Origin of the sequence: Streptomyces sp. NPDC060035 (assembly GCF_042736635.1) — a bacterium.
In the GTDB taxonomy this organism is placed as follows: Bacteria; Actinomycetota; Actinomycetes; order Streptomycetales; family Streptomycetaceae; genus Streptomyces.
Map to the genome: position 1 here is coordinate 55,174 of NZ_JBHWVO010000030.1, position 25,240 is coordinate 80,413.

23 protein-coding genes are annotated in these 25,240 nt (G+C 71.6%); 10 read left to right on the top strand and 13 right to left on the bottom strand.

The window, feature by feature from the left end; genetic code table 11:
• Complete coding sequence (locus tag ACFWBQ_RS32890; protein WP_385505606.1) at positions 1 to 1,242, top strand: styrene monooxygenase/indole monooxygenase family protein; 1,242 nt, start codon at positions 1 to 3, stop codon at positions 1,240 to 1,242.
• Positions 1,243 to 1,307: 65 nt separating this feature from the next.
• On the opposite strand, the gene ACFWBQ_RS32895 is transcribed toward ACFWBQ_RS32890, so the two are convergent.
• From ACFWBQ_RS32895 to ACFWBQ_RS32905, 3 genes are all read right to left on the bottom strand, one after another.
• Positions 1,308 to 2,447 carry an NlpC/P60 family protein gene (locus ACFWBQ_RS32895; protein WP_385505609.1) on the bottom strand — a complete coding sequence of 380 codons (1,140 nt, stop codon included), beginning with the start codon at positions 2,445 to 2,447 and terminating at the stop codon, positions 1,308 to 1,310.
• 145 nt (positions 2,448 to 2,592) lie between these two features.
• On the bottom strand, positions 2,593 to 5,355 hold the full coding sequence (locus ACFWBQ_RS32900) for a PQQ-binding-like beta-propeller repeat protein (RefSeq protein ID WP_385505612.1): 2,763 nt from the start codon (positions 5,353 to 5,355) through the stop codon (positions 2,593 to 2,595).
• Positions 5,356 to 5,427: 72 nt separating this feature from the next.
• Positions 5,428 to 5,703 carry a hypothetical protein gene (locus ACFWBQ_RS32905; protein WP_385505614.1) on the bottom strand — a complete coding sequence of 92 codons (276 nt, stop codon included), beginning with the start codon at positions 5,701 to 5,703 and terminating at the stop codon, positions 5,428 to 5,430.
• Between the two features lie 160 nt (positions 5,704 to 5,863).
• Here ACFWBQ_RS32905 and ACFWBQ_RS32910 point away from each other — a divergent pair, with 160 nt between their 5' ends.
• Entirely contained in the window at positions 5,864 to 6,154 is a 291-nt protein-coding gene (locus tag ACFWBQ_RS32910) for a hypothetical protein (protein ID WP_385505616.1), read from the top strand.
• A 70-nt stretch (positions 6,155 to 6,224) separates the two neighbouring features.
• On the opposite strand, the gene ACFWBQ_RS32915 is transcribed toward ACFWBQ_RS32910, so the two are convergent.
• From ACFWBQ_RS32915 to ACFWBQ_RS32925, 3 genes are all read right to left on the bottom strand, one after another.
• Complete coding sequence (locus tag ACFWBQ_RS32915) at positions 6,225 to 6,359, bottom strand: hypothetical protein (protein ID WP_385505620.1); 135 nt, start codon at positions 6,357 to 6,359, stop codon at positions 6,225 to 6,227.
• Between the two features lie 18 nt (positions 6,360 to 6,377).
• Positions 6,378 to 7,142, bottom strand: a complete 765-nt coding sequence (locus ACFWBQ_RS32920; protein WP_385505622.1) for a TetR/AcrR family transcriptional regulator — start codon at positions 7,140 to 7,142, stop codon at positions 6,378 to 6,380.
• A gap of 223 nt (positions 7,143 to 7,365) precedes the next feature.
• A complete protein-coding gene (locus tag ACFWBQ_RS32925; protein ID WP_385505625.1) occupies positions 7,366 to 8,301 on the bottom strand; it encodes a diiron oxygenase in 936 nt (311 codons plus the stop codon).
• A 177-nt stretch (positions 8,302 to 8,478) separates the two neighbouring features.
• Between ACFWBQ_RS32925 and ACFWBQ_RS32930 the strand changes: the two genes are divergently transcribed.
• A complete protein-coding gene (locus tag ACFWBQ_RS32930) occupies positions 8,479 to 9,588 on the top strand; it encodes a ferritin-like domain-containing protein (RefSeq protein WP_385505628.1) in 1,110 nt (369 codons plus the stop codon).
• A gap of 25 nt (positions 9,589 to 9,613) precedes the next feature.
• Here the strand turns inward: ACFWBQ_RS32930 and ACFWBQ_RS32935 are convergent, their stop codons facing one another.
• Positions 9,614 to 9,928 carry an SCO0607 family lipoprotein gene (locus ACFWBQ_RS32935; RefSeq protein ID WP_385505631.1) on the bottom strand — a complete coding sequence of 105 codons (315 nt, stop codon included), beginning with the start codon at positions 9,926 to 9,928 and terminating at the stop codon, positions 9,614 to 9,616.
• 123 nt (positions 9,929 to 10,051) lie between these two features.
• On the opposite strand from ACFWBQ_RS32935, the gene ACFWBQ_RS32940 reads away from it, so the two are divergent.
• Both ACFWBQ_RS32940 and ACFWBQ_RS32945 read left to right on the top strand, forming a co-directional pair.
• Positions 10,052 to 10,942: an ADP-ribosylglycohydrolase family protein gene (locus ACFWBQ_RS32940; protein ID WP_385505633.1), complete on the top strand. Its 891-nt coding sequence runs from the start codon at positions 10,052 to 10,054 to the stop codon at positions 10,940 to 10,942.
• 77 nt (positions 10,943 to 11,019) lie between these two features.
• Positions 11,020 to 11,883: a hypothetical protein gene (locus ACFWBQ_RS32945; protein WP_385505635.1), complete on the top strand. Its 864-nt coding sequence runs from the start codon at positions 11,020 to 11,022 to the stop codon at positions 11,881 to 11,883.
• Here ACFWBQ_RS32945 and ACFWBQ_RS32950 read toward each other — a convergent pair.
• The 6 genes from ACFWBQ_RS32950 to ligD form a co-directional block, all read right to left on the bottom strand.
• Positions 11,876 to 12,949, bottom strand: coding sequence for an amidase (locus tag ACFWBQ_RS32950; RefSeq protein ID WP_385505637.1), 1,074 nt, complete (start codon positions 12,947 to 12,949; stop codon positions 11,876 to 11,878). The two genes, ACFWBQ_RS32945 and ACFWBQ_RS32950, sit on opposite strands and share 8 nt — an antisense overlap.
• 4 nt (positions 12,950 to 12,953) lie before the next feature.
• Positions 12,954 to 14,417 carry a peptidoglycan D,D-transpeptidase FtsI family protein gene (locus tag ACFWBQ_RS32955; RefSeq protein WP_385505641.1) on the bottom strand — a complete coding sequence of 488 codons (1,464 nt, stop codon included), beginning with the start codon at positions 14,415 to 14,417 and terminating at the stop codon, positions 12,954 to 12,956.
• The gene (locus ACFWBQ_RS32960; protein ID WP_385505643.1) at positions 14,414 to 15,793 is read right to left on the bottom strand and encodes an FtsW/RodA/SpoVE family cell cycle protein; all 1,380 of its coding nucleotides are present in this window, start codon (positions 15,791 to 15,793) and stop codon (positions 14,414 to 14,416) included. The genes ACFWBQ_RS32955 and ACFWBQ_RS32960 overlap by 4 nt, the downstream gene beginning before the upstream one ends.
• A 62-nt stretch (positions 15,794 to 15,855) precedes the next feature.
• The gene (locus ACFWBQ_RS32965; protein WP_385505646.1) at positions 15,856 to 16,173 is read right to left on the bottom strand and encodes a zinc-ribbon domain-containing protein; all 318 of its coding nucleotides are present in this window, start codon (positions 16,171 to 16,173) and stop codon (positions 15,856 to 15,858) included.
• The gene (locus ACFWBQ_RS32970; protein ID WP_385505648.1) at positions 16,170 to 18,290 is read right to left on the bottom strand and encodes a PBS lyase; all 2,121 of its coding nucleotides are present in this window, start codon (positions 18,288 to 18,290) and stop codon (positions 16,170 to 16,172) included. The genes ACFWBQ_RS32965 and ACFWBQ_RS32970 overlap by 4 nt, the downstream gene beginning before the upstream one ends.
• A 183-nt stretch (positions 18,291 to 18,473) precedes the next feature.
• Positions 18,474 to 19,367, bottom strand: coding sequence for a non-homologous end-joining DNA ligase (ligD, locus tag ACFWBQ_RS32975; protein WP_385505651.1), 894 nt, complete (start codon positions 19,365 to 19,367; stop codon positions 18,474 to 18,476).
• A gap of 59 nt (positions 19,368 to 19,426) precedes the next feature.
• On the opposite strand from ligD, the gene ACFWBQ_RS32980 reads away from it, so the two are divergent.
• From ACFWBQ_RS32980 to ACFWBQ_RS33000, 5 genes are all read left to right on the top strand, one after another.
• The gene (locus ACFWBQ_RS32980) at positions 19,427 to 20,473 is read left to right on the top strand and encodes a Ku protein (RefSeq protein WP_385505655.1); all 1,047 of its coding nucleotides are present in this window, start codon (positions 19,427 to 19,429) and stop codon (positions 20,471 to 20,473) included.
• A 485-nt stretch (positions 20,474 to 20,958) separates the two neighbouring features.
• Positions 20,959 to 22,239 (top strand): serine hydroxymethyltransferase, encoded by a 1,281-nt coding sequence (gene glyA, locus ACFWBQ_RS32985; RefSeq protein ID WP_385505660.1) that lies wholly within the window; start codon positions 20,959 to 20,961, stop codon positions 22,237 to 22,239.
• Positions 22,240 to 22,366: 127 nt separating this feature from the next.
• Positions 22,367 to 23,602 (top strand): NERD domain-containing protein, encoded by a 1,236-nt coding sequence (locus tag ACFWBQ_RS32990; protein WP_385505664.1) that lies wholly within the window; start codon positions 22,367 to 22,369, stop codon positions 23,600 to 23,602.
• A 51-nt stretch (positions 23,603 to 23,653) separates the two neighbouring features.
• Positions 23,654 to 24,613 carry a D-2-hydroxyacid dehydrogenase family protein gene (locus ACFWBQ_RS32995; protein ID WP_385505667.1) on the top strand — a complete coding sequence of 320 codons (960 nt, stop codon included), beginning with the start codon at positions 23,654 to 23,656 and terminating at the stop codon, positions 24,611 to 24,613.
• 117 nt (positions 24,614 to 24,730) lie between these two features.
• Entirely contained in the window at positions 24,731 to 25,189 is a 459-nt protein-coding gene (locus ACFWBQ_RS33000; RefSeq protein ID WP_385505669.1) for a nuclear transport factor 2 family protein, read from the top strand.
• Positions 25,190 to 25,240 lie beyond the last annotated feature (51 nt).

Below are 25,240 nucleotides of genomic sequence, written 5' to 3' on the forward strand. Positions count from 1 at the left end.
ATGCGGAAGATACTGATAGTCGGAGCCGGTCAGTCCGGGCTCCAGCTTGCCCTTGGACTGCAGTCCAGCGGGTACGAAGTCACCCTCATGTCCAACCGCACCGCGGACGAGATCCGGTCCGGCCGGGTCATGTCGACGCAGTGCATGTTCCACACGGCTCTGCAGCACGAGCGTGACCTCCAGCTCAACTTCTGGGAGTCGCAGGCGCCGCGGATCGAGGGCCTCGGTGTCTCGGTGGCCGCTCCCGACTCCTCGCGTCCCATCGACTGGGTGGGCAAGCTGGACGGTTACGCGCAGTCCGTCGACCAGCGCGTGAAGATGGCCGGCTGGATGGAGACCTTCGCGCAGCGCGGCGGTCAGCTCGTCATCCACGGCGCGGCCGTCTCCGACCTGGACTACTTCTCCCGTACCTACGACCTGGTGATGGTCTCCGCAGGCAAGGGCGAGCTCGTCTCCATGTTCGGCCGGGACGCGTCCCGTTCGCCGTACGACGCCCCGCAGCGCGCACTGGCCGTCTCGTACGTCCACGGCATGGGCCCGCGCCCGGAGCACCCGGACTTCGACGCGGTCCGCTGCAACCTGGTCCCCGGTGTCGGCGAGCTCTTCGTGATGCCGACCCTGACCACGTCGGGCCGCGCGGACATCCTGTTCTGGGAGGGCATCCCGGGCGGTCCGCTCGACGCCTTCCAGGGCATCAAGGACCCCTCCGAGCACCTCGCCAAGACGCTGGAGCTCATGGAGAAGTTCACCCCGTGGGAGTACGCACGCGCCACCAAGGTCGAACTGACCGATGCCAACGGCACGCTGGCGGGCCGTTATGCCCCGACCGTCCGCAAGCCGATCGGCCGGCTGCCCGGCGGCGGCCTGGTGCTCGGTGTGGCGGACGTGGTCGTGGCCAACGACCCGATCACCGGCCAGGGCTCCAACTCGGCGTCCAAGTGTGCGAAGGCCTACCTGGACTCGATCATCGAGCACGGCGACCGCGCATTCGACGCGGACTGGATGCAGTCCACGTTCGACCGGTACTGGGACACCGCCCAGCACGTGACGAAGTGGACGAACGCGATGCTCGGCGTCCCGCCGGAGCACGTACTGAACCTGATCGGCGCCGCCGGTCAGCTCCAGCCGGTCGCCGACCGCTTCGCCAACGGGTTCAACGACCCGGCGGACTTCGACAACTTCTTCTTCGAACCGGACCGTACGAACGCGTACCTCGCCGAGGTCTCGGGCGCACAGGTCTGACGTTCACGCGTACGACGGGAGCCGGGCCGTGCCGCCGGTCACGACGACGGCAGGACGGGCCCGGCTCACCCGTCCGGCGCGTCGTACCCCGTGTCCGGTCCCGACGAGGCGTCGTCGGGCAGCTCCGGCAGCGTGAACGTGGACAGCGGCTCGCCGCCCGGGTCCGGACGGACCGCGCCCAGCAGCGGGTTCGACGCCACGGGCGAGACCTTCACCGCGGCTCCGGGCCTGGGTGCCTGCACCACGAGGCCGTCGCCGATGTAGAGCGCCACATGGGTCGCCCTGGGGAAGTAGATCACCAGATCGCCGGGGCGCAGCGACTCGACCGGTACATGCGGCAGCTGCCGCCACTGCTCCTGCGAGGTGCGCGGAATGCTCCGCCCCGCGGTGCTCCAGGCCTGTGAGGTGAGGCCGGAGCAGTCGAACGACTCGGGTCCCTCCGCGCCCCACACGTAGGGCTTTCCGATCTGCTCGATCGCGTACCGCACGGCGTCGGCGCCCTGCTCGGACGGCTGGTGGGCCGAGCTGAGCGCCCCGGAGGCGACCAGCTCGTCCTGGGCCTCGTCGATGTTCCTCTGCTCCAGCTGCGACAGCTCGGCGAGCTGCTCGTCGGAGAGCGAGGCGAGGAGCCCCTCGACCTTCTTCAGCCGGGACCGCACGGTGTCGCGCTGCTGTTTCTGCTTTCCGGCCAGCGACTGCTGCCTGTCCAGCACCGCACGGGACCTGGTCGCCAGATCGTCGGCGCGCTTCTCGGCGCCCGTGAGCCTGCCGACGGTGGCTGCCCGGCCGGCCTGGGCCCGCTCGATCACATGGCTCTGTGCCAGGGCGTGCTCGGGGTCGTCGGACAGCAGCAGCCGCATGTACACGGAGAAGTCGGTGCGCCCCTGGTACTGGTCGCGGGCGACGCGCCCGGCGTCCCGGCGGCTCGAATCCAGCACCGTTCGGGCCTCGGCGAGAGCGGTGTCCAGTTTCCTGGCCTCGGCGGTCCGCTTCTTGAGCTCCTCCGCCGTGCCGTTGTAGATCTCGCCGGCCTCCTCGGCTTCCTGATAGAGCGTCTGCAGCTGCCTCAGCAGCCCGGCGATGCTCTGCGGGGCGTCGGGGGCCGGTGCGGGGCTCGGGCCGGCCGGTTCCGCGGTGGCGGGCGAGGCGGCTACGACTGCGGCCAGCACCGCCGTGCAGAGCGTACGTGCGACTCTGCCTGACACGACATCACCTCCGGTGACGGGGGTGCCGCCCATAAATCGGACTACCCCACAAATGCTCGGATCGCATCAATCCGGTCATCCGGTGTCAGGCGATGCAAGGACCGCCGGGCGTGGCGTCCGGCGGACCGCCCGGACGGCGGACGCCTCACTCCACCGGGAACGCGTAGAACGCCCGGTCACGCTGGACGACCGCGGTCTTCCCGGCGGCCAGCACCCGGTACGGCGCGCTGACGGTGGCGCCCTTGGGGTCCTGCGCCCCGATGTCCTGGAACTTCCACAGCCGGCGCCCGTCGGCCGCCGCGAACGCGGTCACCTGCGACGCGTCCGCCGCGAGCAGGGTCTTCGTGCCGCTGCTGAGGGTGAGGGCGGGGGCGTTGCCGCCGAGGGGTACCTCCGTGGAGCGCCGCCAGAGCAGCTTGCCCGTCGCCCGTTCGACCGCGCCGACCTCCTGGTTGCGATTCGTGGTGTGAAGCAGCTTCCCGGCCAGGACCGGCGTGCCGAACACGGACGCCGCCGTGCCGTTCAACGTCCACACCGGCTTCCCGGTGGCCGTTTCGAAGGCCTGCAGATCGTCGCCCACCGCCCCGTACAGCTGCCCCTCCTCGTCGCCGAGTGCGGCGCCTGCCGGTGCGAGTGCGCCGAACTGCCGGGCCCACAGCAGCTTTCCGGTGCGACGGTCGAAACCGCGGACAAGAGCCCTGCCCCTGCCCGCCGTGACATCGGCCGGGGTCAGCGTGGCCGCGTCCTGGCAGATGACGATGTCTGCGGCCCGGACCGCGGTCAGCCGGTAGACGGGAGTGCCGGGGGCCCGGCCCGCGGGTACGGCGACGCGCCAGAGCTCCTTGCGCAGGACGATGTCGTAGGCGAAGAAGTACGCCTTGACGACCTGCGTGTCCTTGCCGGGCTTCTGGCCCTTCTTCGGCTTGGGCGCCTTCACCAGGACGGTGTGCGAGCCGGTGAACCAGACGACGGAGCCGGACTGGCCGGTGAGCGCGGCCACCTTCATGTTCGGTACGCCGGCGAACTGGTCCACGAACCGGACCCGGTGCTTGACCTGCCCGTCCTTCGGGGACAGCCAGAGGAACTCGGTCGGGCTCGCCAGGAAGCAGAACCCTTCGCCGGTGGCCAGGACGGCCTGGGCCCCGGCGGCGTCCGCGCGCTGCCAGATCTTCCGCCCGGTCCGCAGGTCGATACCGGTCGCCCCGGTGGTGCCGGTCAGCACCAGCAGTTTGTTCTCCCAGACCCCGGAGGTGAGAGGGGCGGGCTCGGCGGCCGGATGCGTGTAGACCCAACTCGGCTCCGGCGCCTGCCCGGGAAGGGTGCGACGGGGCTTCGGTGCGGGCTTGTCGTCGGTGGCCGACGCGTTGTCGCCGGACCCGAGTGCGGCCACCGCACCCCCGCCGACGATCAGTCCTGCCGCGCCGGCGGCGACAGCGGTGAGCAGGGCCCGCCGGCTCGTCGCGGGACCTGCGGGTGCTGCGGGTGCGGGGCCTTGCGCGGGCAGGGGGAGCGGGGCAGGGGTGCTCTGCGGTGCGGCTGCGGGGTACGCGTACGGGTAGGGCTGAGCGGCGGGCGTGGCGGGCGGGAGAGGAGCGGCGGGCCGTGCGGGCTCCGGTGACTGCGGCTGCGCGCCGGCGGTCAGTTCGCGCGGTACGGCGAGCTGGGTCGTCGCCCGGTCGGTCCGCGGGGCGGGCGTTCCGGTCCCGAGGAAACGGGTGGTGCTGCTGTCCTCGCCGATATTCCCGTCCGTGGAAGCGGGGACGGACAGGTCCTTGCGGCCGCTTGCGTCCGGCGTACCGGCGGACGCCGCGAGGACACCGCTCCGCGGGCCGGTACCGGTCGGCGCCTGGGCAGGCCGCGCGTCCTTCGGGCCGGTGGGACCTGTGCCGGCCGGTTCGGAACCGGCTCGGACGTCCTCGGGCCCGGCAGAACCGGAGCCGGATGCCGGGGCCGGTGCGCTGTCGGCAGGTTCGGCCGCTGCCGGGCCCGCTGTCGCCTCCGGATCCGATCTCTCCTGCGGGGCTTCCAACGCCCGTACCAGCGCGGCCTGGTCCGCCACCGACGCCGCCAGCTGCTCGGGGAGCCAGCCGCCCTTCGCGAGGCCCGCAGCGCCCTCCAGCGCCAGCTCCGCCGCGACCGAGCCCGCACTCGGCCGGTCGGCGGGGTCCTTCGCCAGACAGCCCGCGATCAGGTCACGCAACTCAACGGGCACGGAGTCGAGTTCTGCGGAGGCGTGCGCGATCCGCTCGGCGGCCTCGGCGGCGGGTCCGTCCGCGAGCGGGGTCGTCCCCGTCGCCGCGTACGCCAGCAGCAGTCCGAGCACGAAGAGGTCGGAGGCCGGGCCCACGTCCTTGCCGTCGACCTGTTCGGGGGTGAGGTAGCCCAGCCGTACGGACAGTTGCCCGCCGGCGTTCGCCTCGGCTGCGGCAGCCGCGCCCAGCGGGCCGAACGCCGTCAGCCGGGGCCCGTCGACGGCCAGCAGCACCGTCCAGGGCGCCAGCCCCTGGAGCACGGCCCCGGTGGCGTGCACCCGGGAGAGGGTCTCGGCAAGGCCCGCGCCCAGTATCCGCACGGCACGCTCGGGCAGCGGCCCGGCGAGATCGATCGCCTCGGCGAGCGTCAGGGCGGGCACGTACGCCGCTGCCGTCCACAGGGCGTCCGCCGGTGCGGCGAGCGGCGGCTGCACCCAGCCGCCGGCCAGCCGTTCGGCCGTGCGGGCCTCGGACTGGAAGCGGCGCCGGAAGGCAGGCACCGCGGCAAGGGCGGGCCGTGCGGCGGTCACTACGGCGATGTCGTCGCTGTCCGCGCCCCTGACCAGGTAATGCACCGCGCTCGCGGTCTCACGGAAGCGTGCCAGCACGGTGTACGGGCCGAAGTGGCGTGGATCGTCCTGACGCAGCGCCTCCATGGCGCACCCCCCTTGTCACCGTGCCCTCGGCACCTGACCGTCGATCTTAGGGGGTCCGGTCCGTGCGACGGCTCAGGCGCCGCTGCCGGGCTTCGTCCAGGGCCACTTGAGGGCGCGACGCTCGCGGCCCCCGGGAACGTACTCGTACACCCAGCCGCGCTGCAGCCCGAGCCGTTTCGTATAGCCGGCCGGGGCGCGCCGGTAGGCGTACACGGTGTCCGGCCCGCCCTCGGCGTCCGGCACGGGAACCTCGTACCACTTGGGCGGATGTCCGGTGGGACCGAGCAGGACGGGCAGGACCCGGCCGTCCAGGGGGCCGCCGGCGAAGGGGGTGTTCTCGCTTTTCACGGTGCCAGTCTGACCCAGGGGACCGGGCGCGGCCCGCCGTGCGGTCGGCGCGACGGGGGCCGGGGGACGTCCTGCGGGTGGGTAACCGGAGCCGGCCTGCCCGCGGACGGCAACTGGCAGATCGCCGCGGGAGCCAACGACGCAGCGCCCAGCGGGCGTTGTGACCTGTTTCTCTGCCGAGGGCGGGGAGAGTACGCAGAATCCGTCGAGGCTCGCTTTCGCCTCCTGGTACGGCGACTGGAGCAACCGTCTCACCGCCGGCGATGACAACGGCGAGCCCCGGTCCATGACGGCCACCGCGTACTGCGAGAGCGAGGCCGCCAACTACGCGCTCGTGAGGTCCCAGGACGTTCCGGGGGTCGGGGTGGCGGCCAGGCAGCGGATGCTGAAGCTGTTCGCCCGGGACGAGGTACGGCGGCGCGGCTGTTCCGGCCTGCGGTTCCACTTCTGAGCGGCCGAAGGAGCGGCTGTTACGCGCGCCCGTGCGGGCCTTCGGCCGAGCGGCCGGGTGCCGGGCAGGCTCAGAACTGCAGCCACAGCGCGCGGACATAGAAGTCGTCCATCAGCTGCTTCATGGCGGCGGCACGTCGCACCGGCACGCTGCGGTCCTCCGCCCAGTCGTCCAGCACGGTGAACAGCTGATGCCGCCCATCCATGAGGTCCCCCTTCACGGGCTATTCAGGGGGCAGCAGGTGCGTCGCCGCCTCGCCGGCCGCCGGGATCACCAGCGCTGCCAGCCGTCCGACCGGGCCGCCGGCGGTTTCCTGGCTCAACAGGTCGGCCACCACGGACGCGGTCTCCTCGTCCGTTGCCGCCGTCACGGCTATCAGGCCGATCAGATGGTCGACCAGCCAGCCGCGCAACTCGGGCGCCGGGGGCTGCTTCTCCTCGTCGAGCCAGATGAGGGAGGCCGCCTCGACGGCTGCGATCCAGGTGCGCACCATCATCCGCAGCCGGGGCCCGGCGGGCTGTTCACCGGGACCGGAGCCCCTGCCCAGGTGCAGCAGGATCTGCTCGGCCGCCGCGCGCCGTACGCCGTCCACGATCGTGGTCGTACGCGAGGTCTCGGCGACGCTGCCGCCCCGCAGCAACGCGCTGAACCCGGTGTCGTGTTCGTCGACGAAGCCCAGATAGCGGTCCAGGACCCGGCCGACCCGCTCGGTGGGCGGGCCGGCAGCGGGCTCCGCGAAGCACAGCGTCAGCTTCTCCGCCGCCGACCCGAGCGCGGCCTCGTACAACTGCTGACGCCCGCCGGGGAAATAGCGGTAGACGAGCGGCCGGGAGACGCCGGCCACCGTCGCCACCTCGTCGAGCGACACATCGTCCGGGGCCCGGTGGGCGAAGAGGCTGAGAGCCGCGCCGAGGAGCTGGGCGCGCCGCTCCTCGACACCGAGCCTTCGGTAGGCACGGGTCGGCGGGACAGCAGCGGCGGAGGTCATGCTCCGAAGCCTAGGGCCTTTCGTTTGGATCACGCCGGGCTCGCGGGGTCCGGCACGCACATCTGCGGCGTTGTCGTCAGTCGCCGACTCGCTCTGAGCAGGGGAGACCCCATCGCGTGGGCTCCTTCCTCCGCCTTGCAGCTGCATGCACCGGAGACCGCTCCCTGGTCCGGCCCGATCCGAACGAAAGACCCTGGCGAACCCCTCGCGAAGGCGAGTTCGCTCAGGCCAGCAGACCCGAGCTCTTCCACAGCCTGCGCCCGACACCGTTCAGCACCCCGATGTCGTCGAAGAAGTCCGTCAGCCGCTTGGCGCCCGACTGCATGACTTCCCTGCGGTGGCCGCTCGCCTTCACCTGGGCGACGGCCTCGCGGCGGTCCAGGCCGACGTTCTCGTACGCCTGGGGGTTGACGAAGCAGACGGAGAAGACCCGTGCCGCCTCGCCGCAGCTGATCCGGGTGAGCTCCCGCTCCCAGCGGGGCGCGGTGACCATCTGGCGGCGCAGCTCCTCGCGGGCGTACCGGACGTGCCTGGCCTCCTCGACGACGTGGATGCGGGTCACTCCGCGTACCAGCGTCTGGACGCGCTCGTCCGGGAAGGTCAGCCGCTGCATCCAGTCGAGGATCTCCTCGCCGAGCAGGGTCGCGGCGAACGAACCGGGCGTGGTGGAGATGGTCTTCAGTACGCGCGCCAGGTTGTGGTAGCGAGGCGGTACCGGATAGCTGGGTCCCTTGCCCCACTGGATCATGCGGGCGAACATCATGGAGTGCCGGCACTCGTCGGCTATCTCGGTGAGCGCGTAGCGGACGTGGTTGCTGGTCACCGACTTGTCGTAGATGTGGCGGACGAGCAGCTGCATGAGGATGATCTCGAACCAGATGCCGAGGGAGGCGAGTGACGCCGCCTCGTGCCTGGCCAGATCCATCCGCTGTTCCTCGGACATCTTCCGCCACAGCGGGGTGTCGTAGAGGGAGACCAGCTCCGGCGGCCAGAACCACTTGCCTTCCTCGACGGGCGAGTCCCAGTCGAGCTCGGTGTCGGGGTCGAAGGAGTGCTTGGCGGAGGCTTCGAGCAGGCGGGCGGCGAGCTGCTCGCGGTCCTTGAGAGGGCCGAGCGCATCACGAAGCGCCTCTACGTCCTTCTCGGTCACTGTCGTCATGGCTGAGGGCACCTCGCACGTGGGTTACCAGCGGTCATGTCTTATGAGACTGCTCGTCAGTAAGGCAGTCAATCCCTTGAGCACGACTTGTTGACCCGGCGTCTACCAACGTGTGAACCTGCCAACTGTAGCCAGCACCACGGAATTCACGATCCTCGCCAGGCGAAGGAGCTGTCCGTGTCGACACACGACCTCTACATCACCGCCCCCGAAGCCCCGTCGTGGCAGGTTCCCGCCACGGGTGCAGCCCGGTTCAGCTGGGACTACGACGACGGCCGCGAACGCCTCCTCGCCCTCTACCAGAAGGGCAAGGACAAGCAGTGGGACGGCAACAAGCGCATCGACTGGAGCCTGGAGGTCGACCCCACCGACCCGCTGGGCACCCCGGACGAGGCCCTCACGCTCTACGGCACCCCGCACTGGGCCAGGATGACCGAGCGGGACCGCGGTGAGCTGCGCAAGCACTACACGTCCTGGCAGTTCAGCCAGTTCCTGCACGGCGAACAGGGCGCGATGGTCTGCGCGGCACGGATCGTCGAGTCGGTCCCCGACCTCGACGCGAAGTTCTACTCCGCGACGCAGACGATGGACGAGGCCCGGCATGCGGAGATCTACGGCCGCTTCCTGCACGAGAAGGTCGGGATGCTCTACCCGATCAACGACAACCTCCAGGGCCTGCTCGGCGACACCCTGCGCGACTCCCGCTGGGACATGCCCTACCTCGGTATGCAGGTCCTCATCGAAGGCCTGGCGCTCGCCGCGTTCGGCATGATCCGCGACACGACGACCAAGCCGCTGCCGAAGCAGATCCTCGCGTACATCATGCAGGACGAGGCCCGGCACGTGGCCTTCGGGCGGATGGCGCTGCGCGACTACTACAAGCAGCTCAGCGACGCGGAACTGCGCGAGCGCGAGGAGTTCGTGATCGAGGGCTGCTATCTGATGCGCGACCGGCTCAGCGGCGTCGAGGTGCTGGAGAACTTCGGCATCGGCAAGAAGGAGGCCAAGGAGCTCTCCGAGCACTCGGAGTACCTGCAGCTGTTCCGCAAGCTCCTGTTCAGCAGGATCGTCCCCTGCGTCAAGGACATCGGCCTGTGGGGCGAGCGCCTGCAGAAGGCGTACGTCGACATGGGCGTCTTCGAGCTCGGCGACTCCAGCCTGGACCTGCTGATGGCCCAGGACGAGGAAATAGCCGAGCAGTTGGACAGAGACCGTTTCGCGGTGGAGGAGCAGGCGCGGGTGGCGGAGGTCGCGGACGCGATCGCGGAGGGCGGGGCGGGCGGCTGACCCGAGGCCGCCCCGCCGCACGCCTCTAGTTCTCGTCGGGGAGCTCGATCGTCCTGCCCTTCTCGTCGAGCGTCCGGGTGTTCCAGTAGGTGTCCCACGTGTCGCCCTCGTGCTCGGGAACCTTGTCCTGCGGGTAGCGGGCGTAGCCCGTGGGCGGCTCCTCGTCGTCGGGCACGCACGCGCTTCCGGCGCTTCCCACGGCCAGGACCGGGTATTCGCCGCCCCCGCACGTGGCCTGCTGCATGGAGCAGGCGCTGGTGAGCAGGGCGACCGTGACGCCGGCCAGGGCGAGCCCGAGGGCGGTGCGTGACGGGCGGCGGAGTCGGTTGGCCGTGCGCATGGTCGGGCTCCCTCTGGTGTGTGGCTGACAGGGTCCAGCCTGCCGCGGCCGGGGGCGTGGGTCGTGAGCACGGGTACTCATATCCGGTGTACGTACCGGGCACGCGGGCGGAGGATGGAAGGCATGAACTCCGCTCCCGGCAAAGGTGATTCCGCAGCAGCCCGCCGCAGCCTCGAAGCGCTCGCCCTCGGTGACGCGTTCGGGGAGCGGTGGTTCCCCCTGTTCCGTCCACCCCGGCAGGCGTACAACGAGGTCCGGGCGCGCCGTACCCCGCACGAGCCCGTCTGGCACTGGACCGACGACACGGCCCTGGCACTCGCTCTGCAGCGGGTACTCGACGAGTACGGGGAGGTCGATCAGGACCGGCTCGCCCTGTACTACGCCCTGGCCTTCGACGCGGACCAGGCCCGTGGGTACGGGCACGGCATGCACATGCTGCTGCCGGAGCTGCTGACGTCACCGGCCGACTGGCGCACCCTGGCGCCCGGGCTGTTCGAGGGCGGCAGCCTCGGCAACGGCGCCGCGATGCGGGTCGCGCCCCTCGGGGCCCGCTTCCATGAGGACGTCGGCCGTGCCGTCGAACAGGCCGTGCTGTCGGCGGAGGTCACCCATGCCCATCCGGAGGGGATAGCGGGCGCGGTGGCCGTCGCGGTGGCCGCGGCCCTCTCGGTGCGCGGGGAGTTCACGCTGGCCGCGGTCGCCGAGCGCACGCCCGAGGGGCTCGTGCAGGAGGGGCTGCGGCGGGCCGCGGAGGTTCCGTTCACCACGGAGCCGTGGAAGGCGGCCGATCTCCTGGGCAACGGGCAGCGCATCCGGGCCGACGACACAGTGCCCTTCGCGCTGTGGACCGCTGCTCGTCACCCGGGTGACCTGGAGGCGGCGCTGTGGGCGACCGCGGAGGGCTTCGGCGATGTGGACACGACGTGTGCGATCACGGGGGGTGTGGTCGGAGCGGTGACCGGGGTGGACGGGGTGCCGGCCGAGTGGCGTCAGCGGCGGGAGCCGCTGGGCTGACGGGGCGTATCTTCCGACCTCGTATCGATAGCCCATGCATCGAATGTGCGTTCACGCCGGCGACGTAACGTGAGCGCATGACCATGCCGCAGCAGCCGCCCCAGGGCCCGTACGGGCCCCCTCAGCCTCCGCAGAATCCTTACGGGCAGCAGCCTCCCGGCACCCCCGACCCGCAGCAGCCTCCGGCCTACGGTTACCCGGCGCAGCCCCAGGCCTACGGTTACCCGGCGCAGCCGCCCCAGGGTGGGCCCGGCGGATGGGGGCAGCCTGGGATGCAGGCCGGGTGGCCCCAGCAGCCGCCGCAGCCGCCGCGGAAGAAGCGCACCGGGCTCGTCGTCGGCATCGTCGCCGGGTCGCTCGTCGCCGTCCTGGTCATCGGCTTCGGTGCCTACAAGCTGATCGACAAGGGCGCGGAAGCCGCGTTCCCCGAGGCCACGCACAAGCTCGTCGTGGAGAAGGCTCTGCTGGACGGGGAGTTCACCCTCAACAAGGACATGTCCGACACCAAGGGCAAGGAGATCGAGGACACCCCCGACCCGAGCGTCCGGGACGGCAAGGCCGTCGTCGCGCAGTACGGCTCGCAGGAGAACGGCATGCTGGTGCTCTCCGGCATGTACGGGCGGCTCGCCGCCCCCGATCTCATGCGGAGCAAGATGATGGAGGGGGCGGCCGGGGCGGAAGGCGCGAAGGTGGTCGTGCCCCCCAAGGAGTTCACGCCCGAGGGGTACGACGTCACGGTGGAGTGCCAGGTCGTGCAGTCCAAGGGCATAGGCCTGACCACCAACATGCCGATGTGCGCGTGGGGCGACGGGAACACCGCCGCCATGGTCGCCGTGCTCCGGCCGGCAGAGCTCAACGAGGACGCGAAGTCGCTCGACCTGGCGAGGGTCGCCGCGGGCACCGCGAAGGTCCGCTCCGAGATTCGCAAGCCGATCAGCTGAACCGGCGCGGACGCGACGGCGGCAGGGCGCGCTCCACCGCGCACGCCATGCCCAGCAGCTCCGCGTCCGTTCCCCGGTCGGTCACCAGCTGGAGACCGGCCGGGCAGCCGTCCGGGGTGAATCCGGCCGGCACGCTCGCCGCCGGATGGCCGCTGAGGTTGAACGCCCAGGTGAGCGCCGTGGAGTAGACGTCACCCGGGCCGTCGTGACCGTGCGGCATGTTGGGCGTGACCGGGGTGAGCAGCAGGGGTGTGCGGGCGAAGAAGGCGTCGAGGGTGCGGGCGTTGGCGGCGCGGAGCGAGCGGGTGGCGGGGGTCGGTGACTGTCCGCGTACCGCCATCCACGTCTCCGCAGGGTCGAGCAGCGTGACGGGGTCCCGGACGAGGCGGACGACTCCGGCCGCGGCCAGCCGCTCCACCGCGGTCCGCGTCACCTGGGCCACCTCCGGGTCCACGCATGCGAAGCCCAGGTCCGGGCTGTAGACGGCGCGGATCGGGAGACGCGGTGGGCGGGGCGCGTACCCGTCCAGTACGTGGCGCAGATAGGTCCGGGCCCGTGCCGCCGAGCTCGCGAGCACACCGGGGGAGGCGAGGCCCGTGCGGTCGGGGGAGGGGAGCAGGCCGGTGGTCGTCTTCAGGCCGAACACCCCGCACCACGCCGCAGGGATCCGTACCGACCCCGCCCCGTCGTTGCCCGTGGCCAGCTCCACCATGCCCGCCGCGACCGCCACCGCCGAGCCCGCCGACGAGCCTCCCGGAGTCCGGTCGGGGCGCCAGGGGTTGACCGTACGGCCGTGTGCGCCCTGCCCCCAGGTCTGCCAGTGGGTGCCGGGACCGGGGACGGACGTGGCGCCGACCGGAACGGCGCCGGCGGCGGTCAGGCGGCGGGCCGCGTACGAGCGGATGCCCGCACGGCCCTTCACCGCGAACGGCAGTCCGGCGAGCGGGAGGTCCTGAGCGGCCTGCTCCTGGGCCAGGGCATCCTCGGGCCACACCTCGGTGAACGCGTTGAGCTCCGGGTCCAGTTCGCCGATCCGGGCCAGTGCCGCCACTACCGCTGAAGTCATGGATTCAGTTTCCGCCCGCCAGCGCCGCCTCCATCACCGCCCGCGCGATCGGGGCCGCGTTGCCGCCGCCGCTGATGTCGGCCCGGTTCGCCGAGGCGTCCTCCACGACCACGGCCACGGCGACGGCCGGACGGCCTGAGTCCGGTGCCTGCGCCCAGGAGATGAACCAGGCGTACGGCGTACCGGAGTTGTCGATGCCGTGCTGGGCCGTGCCGGTCTTGCCGCCGACCGTCACTCCCTCGATCGCCGCGTTCGTCCCCGTACCGCTCTCCACGACGTCGACCATCATCCGCTGCAGCTGCATGGCCGTTGCCGGGTTCATCGCCTGCCGGTACGAGCTCGAGCCCTGCCGGCCGACCGTGGCGCCGTCGTCGTCCGTCGTACGGTCCACCAGGTGGGGGCGCTTGAGGTCGCCGCCGTTCGCCACCGCCGAGGCGACCATCGCCATCTGGAGCGGTGTCGCCGTCGTGTCGAACTGGCCGATCGAGGACAGGGCCAGCTGGTCGTCGCTCATGTCCGAGTCGACATTGCTGCGGGCCACCCTGGAGGGGATCTTCAGGTCGCTGTCGTTGAAGCCGAACCTGCCTGCCGCCTCCAGCATTCCGTCCAGCCCCACCTCCACCCCCAGATGGGCCATCACCGTGTTGCACGAGACCCGGATCGCCTCCGCCAGCGAGGCCTTCGCGCAGCCGCGCGCCTCGTTGGGCAGCGTGGTCGAGGTGCCCGGCAGGACGTACGGCGACGGGGTGTCCGTCTTCGCGTCCGGATTGCTCACCACATGGTCGTCCAGCGCAGCCGCGGCAGTCACGATCTTGAAGGCGGAGCCCGGCGGATAGGTCTGCCGGATGGCCCTGTTGAGCATCGGCTGGCTCGCGGACCGGTTGAGCCGCGCCCATGCGTCGGTGACGGAGGAGCCCGTACCGGAGAGCAGCTCGGGGTCGTACGAGGGGGAGGAGACCAGCGCCAGGATCCTGCCGGTGGACGGGTCGAGGGCAGCGACCGCGCCGCGCCGCCCGGCGAGACCCTCGTACGCGGCGCGCTGCATCGAGTCCTTGACGGTGGTGACGACATCGCCGCCCGGCTGCCGGCTGCGCGTGATGTCGCCCCAGAGGGGGAGCGGGGCCAGGATCGAGGCCGTGCCGGACAGGATGTCGTCCTCGGCGTTCTCCAGGAGCGTGGTGCCGTACGTCTGCGAGGCGTAGCCCGTCACCGGTGCGTACAGCGGGCCGTGCCGGTAGGTGCGCTCGTACGCGAGCTGCTCGCCGGTGTTCTTCGAGCCGGTGACGGGCTCGTCGCCGACCAGGATGTTGCCGCGCGGCTGGTCGTAGCGGTCGATCGTGGTCCGGCGGTTGGCGGCGTTGCTGTTCAGTTCGTCGGCCTCGAAGAGCTGGACGCGGGCGGCGTTCGCCAGGAGTGCCACGAGCAGCAGCAGACAGAACGCGGCGGCCCGCCGGATGTAGCGGATCACTGCTCGTCCTCGGTGACCTGTGCGACGACCCCGGTTTCGGCCCGGCCGGGATCCGGCGTGCGGGACACGTCGCTGACCCGGATCAGCAGCGCGATGATGATCCAGTTGGTGACGACGGAGGAACCGCCCTGGGCCAGGAACGGCATCGCCATGCCGGTCAACGGGATCAGCCCCATCACCCCGCCCGCGATCACGAAGACCTGGAGCGCCATGATCGAGGCGAGTCCGATCGCCAGCAGCCGCCCGAACAGGTCACGCAGGGCGAGGCCCGCCCGGTAGCCGCGGGCCACCAGCAGGGCGTACAGCAGGAAGATCGCGGTGAGTCCGGCCAGACCGAGCTCCTCGCCCGCGGTCGCCAGGATGAAGTCGGACTTGGCGGCGAAGCCGATGAGGATGGAGTGGCCGAGTCCGAGGCCGGTACCGAGCATGCCGCCAGCCGCGAACGCGAAGAGCGACTGGGCGAGCTGGCTCGGCCCCTGCCCGGCGTTGATCGAGGCGAACGGGTCCAGCCAGTCCTCCACCCGGCTGTGCACATGGGGTTCGAACGAGCCGACGACGAAGGCGCCCGCGGCGGCGAGCAGGAGCCCGACCGCGATCCAGCCGGTCCGGCCCGTGGCCACGTACAGGAGGATCACGAAGAGACCGAAGAAGAGCAGAGAGGTGCCCAGATCCCGTTCGAGGACGAGGACGCCGACGCTGATCAGCCAGATCGCGACGATGGGGCCCAGGACCCGGCCGGTGGGGAACTGGAGCTTCCAGATCTTGCGGCCGGTGTACGCGAGCGCGTTGTGGTTCGCCGCGAGGTACGCGGCGAAGAAGACGGCGAGCAGGATCTTGGCGAACTCGCCCGGCTGGAAGGACAGTCCGCCGACCCTGATCCAGATCTTGGCCCCGTTCACCGCGGGGAAGAAGATCGGCACGGTCATCAGCACCAGTGCTGTGGCGACCGAGAGGTACGCGTATCGCTGGAGCACCCGGTGATCGCGCAGCAGGACGACGACGGCGATGAAGAACGCGACCCCGAGTGTGGACCAGATCAGCTGTGTCGTCGCCGCCTGGTCCCTCGGGGTCTCCAGATCGAGCCGGTAGATCAGCACCAGGCCCAGCCCGTTGAGCAGGACGGCGATGGGCAGCAGGAGCGGATCGGCGTACGGGGCGCGGAAGCGGACCGCGAGATGGGCGAGCAGGGCGAGGAGGCCGAGACCGGCGCCGTACCCGGCGACATCCGGGGGCACGGCGTTGTTCCTGGCGAGGCCGACGGCGGCGTAGCCGTAGACGGAGATGAGCACGGCCCCGATCAGGAGCGAGAGCTCGACCCCGCGCCGCTTGGGCAGGCGTAGCTCGGGCGGGCGCGCGTCCGCCGTCGTTGCGGTCATGCCTCGCAACGTAGCAAGACGCGAGTGCTATTTCCCTTATGTCAGCTTCGTGGCATTCGCCCTTAGCTCTGGTACGGGTTCTGGCCGGGAGGCGCGTAGCCCGGCTGCTGCTGCGCGGCGCCGTGCGGATGGCCGTCCTGCCCCGCGTTGTGCTGCGCGAGCAGCTGCTCGGCCTGCTCCTTCGGTATCTGGCGCTCGCCGCCGCAGAAGGTGCACTGCGTCGCGTACTTCGTCGAGAACGGGAACAGCGGCACGAAGAACAGCGTGAACTTCGTGACCCGCTTGCGCAGTGTGTGCGCGGCGGGATTGCCGCACCAGCCGCACACCATCGTGAGGATGGCCAGCTGGTAGAGGTAGCCCCGCGTGCCGAAAATGATCATGATGTTGTTCCTTCTCCCGTGTTCCCCAGAAGTGCCCGCCGGCACAGCGCCAGCAGTTTCTCGTCCTCATAAGTGTCGTGACTGCCGTATCCGCCGTCCATCGCGTTGTGGCGGCGTACGGAGAGGAGCTCGGCACGCAGCACCTGTGCCGCGTCCGGCCCCGCACCCGCCACGCCCATCCGGGCCAGGCATTCCGCCACCCGGACCCTGACGTGACGGTTCTTCTCCCATGCTGCCAGGAGGACCGGTACCGACTCACCGGTCCGCCCCGTGACCTCCCACAGGGCGATCGCGGCGTCGACCCGGAGCCACAGCTCTTCGTGCGTCAGCAGGGCGCGCAGCCGGGGGGCGGCCACCGCGGCAAGCCTCCCGAGCCCGCCCAGGGCGCTCGCCGCGGCCCGGCAGTCGTGCACCTGCTCCGCCGCCAGACCCTCGATCAGCACAGGAAGGACCGCGCCGGCATCCCCGTCGACCGCCCAGAGGGCCTCGGCCGCCTCGGTCGCCGCCGCCGTGCCAGGACGCCTGATCAGCATCCGCAGCTCCGGTACGGCACACCGCGCCTCGGGTCCGAACGAGCTCAGCGCCCGCAGAGCCGCCGTACGCAGCCACTCGCCCCGGTACTCGGGTGCCCCCCGCAGCATCCGCAGCACCTCCGGCGCGGCCTCACCCGCCCGCAGCGCCGTCAGCCCGCCGAGCAGCGGACTCGCCCGGTCGTACGCGCCCTCGTCCAGGCCGACCTCGCCGAGCCTGCGCCGCAGCACCCCGGCGAGCGGGGCCGCGGTGTCCCCGAGGTACCCGATGGCGAACCCCACGTCGTGCGGCACCTCGGGCCGCTCCAGAGCCGCCGCCAGCGCGGGCAGCACCCGGGCATCGCCGAGCCTGGCCAGCGCCTTCACCGCGGAACCCAGCCCGGGAGGCCCGCTCGCCCACTCCTTCACCCAGCCGCCGGGATCCGTGGCCACCCGCTCGGCCAGGGCGTCGGCGGCCGGCGTGGCCAGGCAGAAGAGCTCCTCCAGTACGTGCGAGGCCGCCTCGGCCAGCCGTGGCTCCGGATCGGCCAGCTGTTCGCCGACCAGCCGGACCAGTCCCTCGTACGAACCGCGCCAGGCCCGGATCAGCCCGCTGCTCATCCGTACGGCATCGATGCGCTGCCAGGGGTCGGGGCTGCGCAGCTGGTCGGTCAGCAACGCCGTACGGTCCTCGACGCGGTCGTCCAGACCGACATGCAGCGTCCGCAGCAGATCGGCGGCCCAGGGGGTGCTGCGGCCCGCCGACTCCTCGGCGGACAGGGCCCGCAGCTGCCCCAGGAGCGTCGGCGCCGAGGTCCGCTCCATCGACGCGGTGTCACCGCCGGCGGCCTCCACAGGATGCGGATCCGGCCGGCCGGGACGGGAGCGCAGCTCCCGCAGCAGCCCGGACACCACCCGCACGACATCGCCGGGCAGCGCGTCCGGTGCGCACCGCGCCAGTTGCGCGAGGGCCGCGAGCCGCAGCCCCGGCGCATACGCCTCCGCGGCGAGCCTGCTCAGCCAGTCCGCCGCCTGCCCGGCCAGCGGGCGGTGCCGCAGGGCGACCCGCCCTGCGGCCTCGACGAGGGCGAGCCGCACCTCGTCGTCGGACTCCACCGGCAGGCGCTCCCGCAGCAGCGCCAGCACCTTGACCGGATGGCTGTGCAGGGTGGCGAGGGCGAGCGGGGCGGCGAGCCGTACGCCCGGGTCCTCGTCGGCGATCAGCTCGAAGAACACCCCCGCTCCGGCGGTGACGGCAGCCGCCGCCATCGCGTAGTTCGCGGCGCCCTCCATCTCGTCCTCGTCCATCTCGTCCTCGTCGTCCTCGTCCAGATCGATACCGCCGATGCTGGTGAGGAGTTCGACGACGCTGCCCCGGTCCTGAATGCCGGGATCCGCGACCAGCTCGAAGAGAAACGGAATACAGGCGAGCGTGCACGCGTACACGTCGCCCTGGTGGTGAACCGCGCCGTACATCCCGTCGAGCGCGCTCTCCCGCTCCGCCGGATCGGCGGACGCGAGTCCTTGCAGGAGCCCCGGCACATCGTCGGCCGGCCCGTAGGCATGCTCCATCGAGGCCCAGTCGACCTCGTCGATCCCCGCGAACACGCCATTCCCTCCCCGTGTCATGCTCTGCACCCCGAATCCGGCGGACACCGTGTTCAGGAAGCATCTCTGCGCAGAGTGTGCACCACTGCCAGGACAATCCACCCTCCACTTGTGGCCTTTCCTCGTTGTGTGGCACAGCAGCTGTGGACGGGCTGTGTTCCGCCTGTCCGCCCGCCGTCCGCTTCAGCCGCCGGGAAGCGGACGCGCCTGGCCGGGATCGGTCAGCGGGCCGAGCAGATCCCCGTGCCGGTCCAGCCGTGCGGCCATGTCCCCGGCGAGAAAGACCAGCTCGGCGGGGGACGCGCACGCTTCGATCTCGTCCCAGGTGACCGGTGCGGAGACGGCCGGGCTGTCCTTCGCGCGCAGGGTGTAAGGGGCCGCGGTCGTCTTGGCCGCGGCGTTCTGGCTGAAATCGACGAAGACCTTCCCGGGGCGCAGCGCACGGGTCATCCGGTGCACCGCCAGGCCGGGCATGTCGTTCTGTGCCTCGACGGCCAGTGTCTTCGCGTAGGCCGTCACCTCTTCGCTGGGGGTGGGCTCCAGCGGGACGAGCAGATGCAGCCCCTTGGATCCGGAGGTCTTCCCGTACGCGGACAGCCCGTCGGCCGCCAGCCGCTCCCGCAGCCAGAGGGCCACCGTGCAGCATTCGACGATGCTCGCGGGCGCCCCGGGATCCAGGTCGAACACCATCCGGTCGGCGACCGCCGGCGTGTCCCGGCGCCACTGGTGCGTATGGAACTCCACCACCAGATTCGCTGCCCACATCAGCGAGGGCAGGTCCTGCACGAGGATCTGCCGGGCGTCCGGATCCTCGTGGCGGGGCACCGGGGCCGTGCGTACCCAGTCGGGCGTACCGGGGGGCGGATTCTTGGTGAAGAAACGCAGTCCCGCCGGACCGTCCGGGTACCGGAGGAAGGACAGCGGCCGGTCGCGCACATGCGCGAGAAGGACGTCCGCCGCCGTGGCCGCGTAGTAATGCAGCACCTCGCCCTTGGTGGTGCCGGTGTCCGGGTACAGCACCTTGTCGAGATTGCTGAGCGCCAGGCGCCGCCCCTCCACCTCCGTGATCGGCGTCATACGATAAGAATCACATGAATTCAGATCAATAGGTGCATGACGGGCTTTAGGGGTGAACGGTGAGATCCATCTGGAACGGCGCCATCTCCTTCGGACTGGTCAGCATCCCGGTCAAGCTGATGAACGCCACCGAGAACCACTCGATCTCCTTCCGGCAGATCCACCTCGCCGACGGTGGCCGGATCCGGTACCGCAAGGTCTGCGAACTCGATGAGCAGGAGGTGACGGGCGCCGAGACCGGCAAGGCGTACGAGGACGCCGACGGCGCCGTGATCCCCGTGACCGACGAGGATCTCGCCTCCCTCCCGCTGCCCACCTCCAAGACGATCGAGATCGAGGGCTTCGTACCCGCCTCCGCGATCGACCCGCTCCAGCTGGACTCGGCGTACTACCTCTCCGCCAACGGGGTAACGGCGGCCAAGCCGTACGCGCTGCTGCGCGAGGCCCTGAAGCGGAGCGAGAAGGTCGCCGTCGCGAAGTACGCGCTGCGCGGCCGCGAACGGCTCGGCATGCTGCGGGTGGTCGACGATGTGATCGCGATGCACGGCCTGCTGTGGCCGGACGAGATCCGCACCCCCGAAGGTGTTGCCCCGGATGCCGGCATCAAGGTGCGCGACGCCGAACTCGACCTGGCGGACACCCTGATGAACACCCTCGGCGAGGCCGACCTGGACACCCTCCACGACGACTACCGCGAGGCGGTCGAGGAGCTCGTCACGGCGAAAGCCGCGGGCGGGACCGTGGAGGCGGAGGAGGACGAGGGCGGCGGGGGCCAGGTCATCGACCTCATGGCGGCGCTGGAGAGCAGCGTGCGGGCGGCGAAGGAGTCCCACGGCGAGGACGGGGGCGAGGTGGCGGACGTCCACCCCATCAAGGGCCGGAAGGCGGCCAGCGGTGCGAGGGGTGCCGCGAAGAGGACCGCGTCGGGGAAGACGGCGGCGAAGAGGGCCGCAGCGAAGAATGCGACCGCGAAGAAGACGGCCTCGAAGACGGCCTCGAAGACGACGGCGAAGAAGGCCGCTGCGAAGAAGACGGCCGCGAAGAAGACCGCGGGGAAGGCCGCCGCGAAGCGTGCCGCGCCGAGCCGGCCCCGCACCACGGCCTGAAGGGCCCGGCTCCGGGGCGCACCACGGGAGCCGCGCCGCGCGTTCCTCGACCGGTGGACGCCGGGGAGGACCGCCTGGGTCCGTCAGCCGGCCGGGACCGCCGCTTCGAGGGCCGGCAGGTAGGCCTTCTCGTGACCCTCCGCCGTGGGGTGCACCGACGGCCGGCATGGTTGCGGTGCGCGCGCGGGGGATGCGCAGGGGGACTCCTCCGGGGAGCGGATGGGGGCGGGTGCCGTTGCACACCATCGCCGCCCGAGCTCCCGGAACATCGGCGAAATCGCCGACCGTGTCGGGTGGGACCGCTGCGGACGTCCGCAGTAAAATGCGGAACGCCGCGACTGGCGCGTACCCGGCAGGGTGCTCCGTGGAAATGACCACAAGGGAGCGGCACACCCCGGGCCTGCCCGGGGCGTCATCGCCGGAGGGCCGTCCGCCTGGGCATCCGGGTCCATGTCGCAGCAGTGCGACCGACCCGGGAGGAACCCGTGGCCGTACAGCCGTCCGATGTCCGCCGACCCGCCCTGACCGCAGCCGATCCGGAGCTCGCCGCCCTGGTGAGCGCCGAGGAGCGGCTCCAGGCGGACACCCTGCGCCTGATTCCCAGTGAGAACTACGTGTCCGCCGCTGTCATGGAGGCGTCCGGCACCGTCCTGCAGAACAAGTACTCCGAGGGCTACCCCGGCAAGCGCTACTACGAGGGCCAGCAGGTCATCGACCAGGTGGAGACGCTTGCCGTCGAGCGGGCCAAGGCGCTGTTCCGGATGGAGCACGCCAATGTGCAGCCGTACTCGGGCTCGCCGGCCAACCTGGCCGTGTACCTGGCCTTCCTCGAACCGGGCGACACCGTCCTCGGGATGTCGCTGCCGATGGGCGGGCACCTCACGCACGGCTGGGGCGTCTCCGCGACCGGCAGGTGGTTCAGGGGGGTGCAGTACGGGGTGCGCCGCGACACCGGGCGCATCGATCTGGACGAGGTACGCGACCTGGCGCGCGCCGAGCGGCCCAAGGTGATCTTCTGCGGCGGTACCGCGGTGCCCCGGGCGATCGACTTCGCCGGGTTCGCCGACATCGCCCGTGAGGTGGGGGCGGTGCTGGTGGCCGATGTCGCCCACATCGCCGGGCTGATCGCCGGGGGCGCGCACCCCTCTCCGGCTCCGTACGCGGACGTGGTGTCCACCACCACGCACAAGACCCTGCGGGGGCCGCGCGGAGCGATGCTGCTGTCCAGGGCCGAGCATGCGCGCGCCATCGACCGTGCGGTCTTCCCCGGTCTCCAGGGCGGTCCGCACAACCAGACCACCGCGGCCATCGCGGTCGCGCTGAAGGAGGCGGCCGGGGCCGGATTCCGTGGATACGCCCATCAGGTCGTCGCCAATGCGCGGGCGCTGGGGGAGGAACTGGCCGCACGCGGCTTCGACCTGGTGTCCGGCGGTACGGACAACCATCTGTTGCTGGTCGACCTCACCGGGAAGGACGTACCGGGCAAGGTCGCGGCCAAGGCCCTGGACCGGGCCGGGATCGTCGTCAACTACAACACCGTCCCGTACGACCCCCGTAAGCCCTTCGACCCGTCCGGCATCCGCATCGGTACGCCCGCGCTGACGTCCCGGGGTGTCCCGGCGTCCGAGATGCGTGCTGTTGCCCAGTGGATCGACTTCGTGGTCGAGGCGGCCCGCACCGGTGACGAGGCCACCGTGTCCAAGGTCCGCGGCGAGGTGAAGGCCCTGATGGACGACTGGCCGGCGCCCGGTCTGCTGTCCGTCTGAGGGCGCGGGGCGGCCCGGACCGCCGGGGATCGACTCCGCGCGCCCGCTCTGCGCCCTGCCCGGTGGTCGAACTGCCGTACACGCTGGGGGAGTCGGATGGCGCAACCGTGAACGCGAGGGGGCACGAATGCAGGATCTGAAGGTCACGTCATGGCAGCTCTTCGGGCACGACCGGCTCTATGTGAACCTGCCGGACGGCACGGCGATCGGATGGGCGGATCTGGGCAGCGGCACGATCACGGTCCTGCACCCGCGCTATCGCGACGCCGTGACCGACGCGCTCGCACGACAGGTCCCGGACATGCCGGTGCTCGGCGAGGCGGTGCCTCCGGGGCCGCCGCCGGTCCCGCGGATCCCGCCGCTCCGGCAGATGCGGAGGCGCGACGCCGGCCGGGCGGCGTCGCCGGACGAGGACCCTCTTCCCACCCCGGCTCGGGACCAGGTGCCGGGGGCGGCCACGGGGGTGCCGGTGCCGGACACGGGTCGGCTGGTGGCGGGCCCGGAGCAGGCGTCGGCGCCGGGCGCGGATCTTGGCCCGGTGCCGGACTCCGGCCCGGCTCCGGGGCAGGAGCAAGCGCCGGTGCCGCGCAGTGGGTCGCGCGGGAGGCCGGACCGTAATCCGGACCGGTTACGGGTGCCGGAGCAGGGGCGGGTCCGGGAGCCCGCGCCGGGGCCCGTGCAGCAGGCACCGGGACCTCGGCCCGAGCAGGAGGGGCCGCGGCGGCGGCCCGAGCTGCCCGCGCTCACCGCCGCGAACGACCTTGCCGCCCGGCGGCCCGGTGCCGGGCTCCGGGCGCAGCTCGCCGAGGACGGCGCCGGGCTGCTCGTGCGGGCCACCACGGGGGCGCTGCGGCGGAGCAAGGAGGCGGATCCGCGCCGGGCCGCCCTCGCCGGGGAGCGGCGGGTGGGCGCCGAGCTGAGGCGGCTGACCCGGCACGGCTGGCGGGTCCTGCACTCCCTCCCCCTGCCGCACGGAGCGGAGATCGGCCATCTGCTGATCGGTCCGGGCGGGGTGTTCGCCGTGCGCAGCGTGCACCGGCCCCGTGCCTCGGTACGGATCGGGGAGGACACCCTGCAGATCGATGAGGGCTCCCCGCAGACGTACGTTCTCGAGGCCGGTGCCGAGACCCGGCGGGCCCGGGCGGTGCTGGAGACGCACTGCACGTTCGCCGTGCCGGTCCAGTCCGTGCTGGTGTTCGTCGGCGTCGCCGCCCTCGACGTGCTCGCCACCCCGCCGGACGTCCGCGTCTGCCAGGACCGCCACCTGTCCGCCCTCGCCCCGCTCAAGGGCGTACTCACCCCCACCCAGGTGGAAAGGGTCTACGACGTCGCCCGGAACCGGGATGCCTGGCCGGCCGCGTGAGTCCGGAGCGGGGCCGGTAGGTTTTCCGGAGCCGCCGAGGGAGAGGACGCCGTGAAACTTCGCTGTGCCGTGCTGGACGATTTCCAGTCCGTCGCCACCACCGTCGCCGACTGGTCGTCCGTCGCCGACGACGTCGATGTCGTCAGCTTCTCCGAGCACTTCGCCTCCGAGGACGAACTGGCCGCCGCACTGGCCGGTTTCGACATCGTCGTCACCCTGCGCGAGCGCGTGCCCTTCCCCGCCGCCCTGATCGAGCGGCTGCCCCGGCTGCGGCTGCTCATCGCGTCGGGCATGCGCAATTCCGTCATCGACTACGCCGCCGCCGAGCGGCACGGTGTCACCGTCTGCGGCACCGCGAGCACCACCACCCCGCCCGTCGAGCTGACCTGGGCGCTCCTGCTCGGCCTGGCGCGCGGGATCGTGCCCGAGGCCAACGCCCTGCGCGACGGCGGCCCCTGGCAGTCGACCGTCGGGGCGGATCTGCACGGGCGCAGGCTCGGGCTCCTCGGGCTGGGGAAGATCGGCAGCAGGGTCGCCCAGGTCGGCCTCGCCTTCGGCATGGATGTGGTGGCCTGGAGCCGGAACCTGACAGCGGAACGGGCGGCGGAGGCCGGCGTCGTGCTCGCCGCGTCGAGGGAAGAGCTGCTGGAGAGCAGCGACTTCGTCTCCGTGCACCTGGTACTGAGCGAACGCACCCGGGGGCTCATCGGGGCGAAGGAGCTCGGCCTGATGCGGGCCGGCAGCTATCTGATCAACACCTCGCGGGCGGCGATCGTCGATCAGGACGCGCTGCTCGACGTGCTGCACAGGGGGGCCATCGCGGGGGCCGGAATCGACGTGTTCGACGTCGAACCGCTACCGGCGGACCATCCGATGCGTACCGCACCGCGCCTGCTGGCGACCCCGCACCTGGGCTATGTGTCGCAGGCCAACTACGCGACGTACTACACGCATGCCGTCGAGGGCATCCGGGCGTTCCTCGCCGGGGAGCCCGTCCGCCGGCTCGGCTGACGGGCGAGGCCGCCCCGGAGCAGGGAGCGAGTGCGTCTCCAGTGGCGCTGCAGCCGCGCCCGGCAGCCTGGTGGTGACGGCGCAGCCATGAGGGCGGCCGTCGCGAAGGGAGTTGCCATGTCTCAGCCCGTCGGGACCCTCCGCCAGCAGGTCACGGGTGACCTGTATGCCGAGGTGCAGACCTTCTACGCCCAGCAGATGCGACGGGTCGACGCCCTCGACATCGAGGGCTTCGCCGACACGTTCACGGACGACGGCGAGGTCGTGCACGCGGGCGGCCAGCGGCAGAGCGGCCGGGTGGAGATGATCGCCGGGATGCGGGCCAACCTGCCCCGCTACCAGGACATCGCCGTGCGGCACTGGTTCGGCCACCTGCTCATCGAGGCCGACCCGGCGGACGAGGACACGCTGCGTGTCTCGTACTACACGCTGGTCACCCAGACCGATCGTGAGGGGAAGGTCTCCTTCCAGCCGACCTTCACCGTGGACGACGTGCTCGTCCGCCTCGACGGCCGCCTGCTGACCCGCTCCCGCGTCATCCACCGCGACAGCCCGGTCGCCCCGGCCGCCTCCTGAACACGGTGTCCGGCGCATGGACGAGGGGCCCAACGCGTTGGGCCCCTCGTC

Coding starts and splice junctions, on each gene's coding strand:
- ACFWBQ_RS32920 (WP_385505622.1), bottom strand. CDS start 7,142: ATGACCTCCGCCGCTGCTGTCCCGCCGACCCGTGCCTACCGAAGGCTC.
- ACFWBQ_RS32990 (WP_385505664.1), top strand. CDS start 22,367: ATGCAGGATCTGAAGGTCACGTCATGGCAGCTCTTCGGGCACGACCGG.
- ACFWBQ_RS32915 (WP_385505620.1), bottom strand. CDS start 6,359: ATGGATGGGCGGCATCAGCTGTTCACCGTGCTGGACGACTGGGCGGAG.
- ACFWBQ_RS32940 (WP_385505633.1), top strand. CDS start 10,052: ATGAACTCCGCTCCCGGCAAAGGTGATTCCGCAGCAGCCCGCCGCAGC.
- ACFWBQ_RS32890 (WP_385505606.1), top strand. CDS start 1: ATGCGGAAGATACTGATAGTCGGAGCCGGTCAGTCCGGGCTCCAGCTT.
- ACFWBQ_RS32900 (WP_385505612.1), bottom strand. CDS start 5,355: ATGGAGGCGCTGCGTCAGGACGATCCACGCCACTTCGGCCCGTACACC.
- ACFWBQ_RS33000 (WP_385505669.1), top strand. CDS start 24,731: ATGTCTCAGCCCGTCGGGACCCTCCGCCAGCAGGTCACGGGTGACCTG.
- ligD (WP_385505651.1), bottom strand. CDS start 19,367: ATGACGCCGATCACGGAGGTGGAGGGGCGGCGCCTGGCGCTCAGCAAT.
- ACFWBQ_RS32950 (WP_385505637.1), bottom strand. CDS start 12,949: ATGACTTCAGCGGTAGTGGCGGCACTGGCCCGGATCGGCGAACTGGAC.
- ACFWBQ_RS32945 (WP_385505635.1), top strand. CDS start 11,020: ATGACCATGCCGCAGCAGCCGCCCCAGGGCCCGTACGGGCCCCCTCAG.
- ACFWBQ_RS32925 (WP_385505625.1), bottom strand. CDS start 8,301: ATGACGACAGTGACCGAGAAGGACGTAGAGGCGCTTCGTGATGCGCTC.
- ACFWBQ_RS32935 (WP_385505631.1), bottom strand. CDS start 9,928: ATGCGCACGGCCAACCGACTCCGCCGCCCGTCACGCACCGCCCTCGGG.
- ACFWBQ_RS32965 (WP_385505646.1), bottom strand. CDS start 16,173: ATGATCATTTTCGGCACGCGGGGCTACCTCTACCAGCTGGCCATCCTC.
- ACFWBQ_RS32960 (WP_385505643.1), bottom strand. CDS start 15,793: ATGACCGCAACGACGGCGGACGCGCGCCCGCCCGAGCTACGCCTGCCC.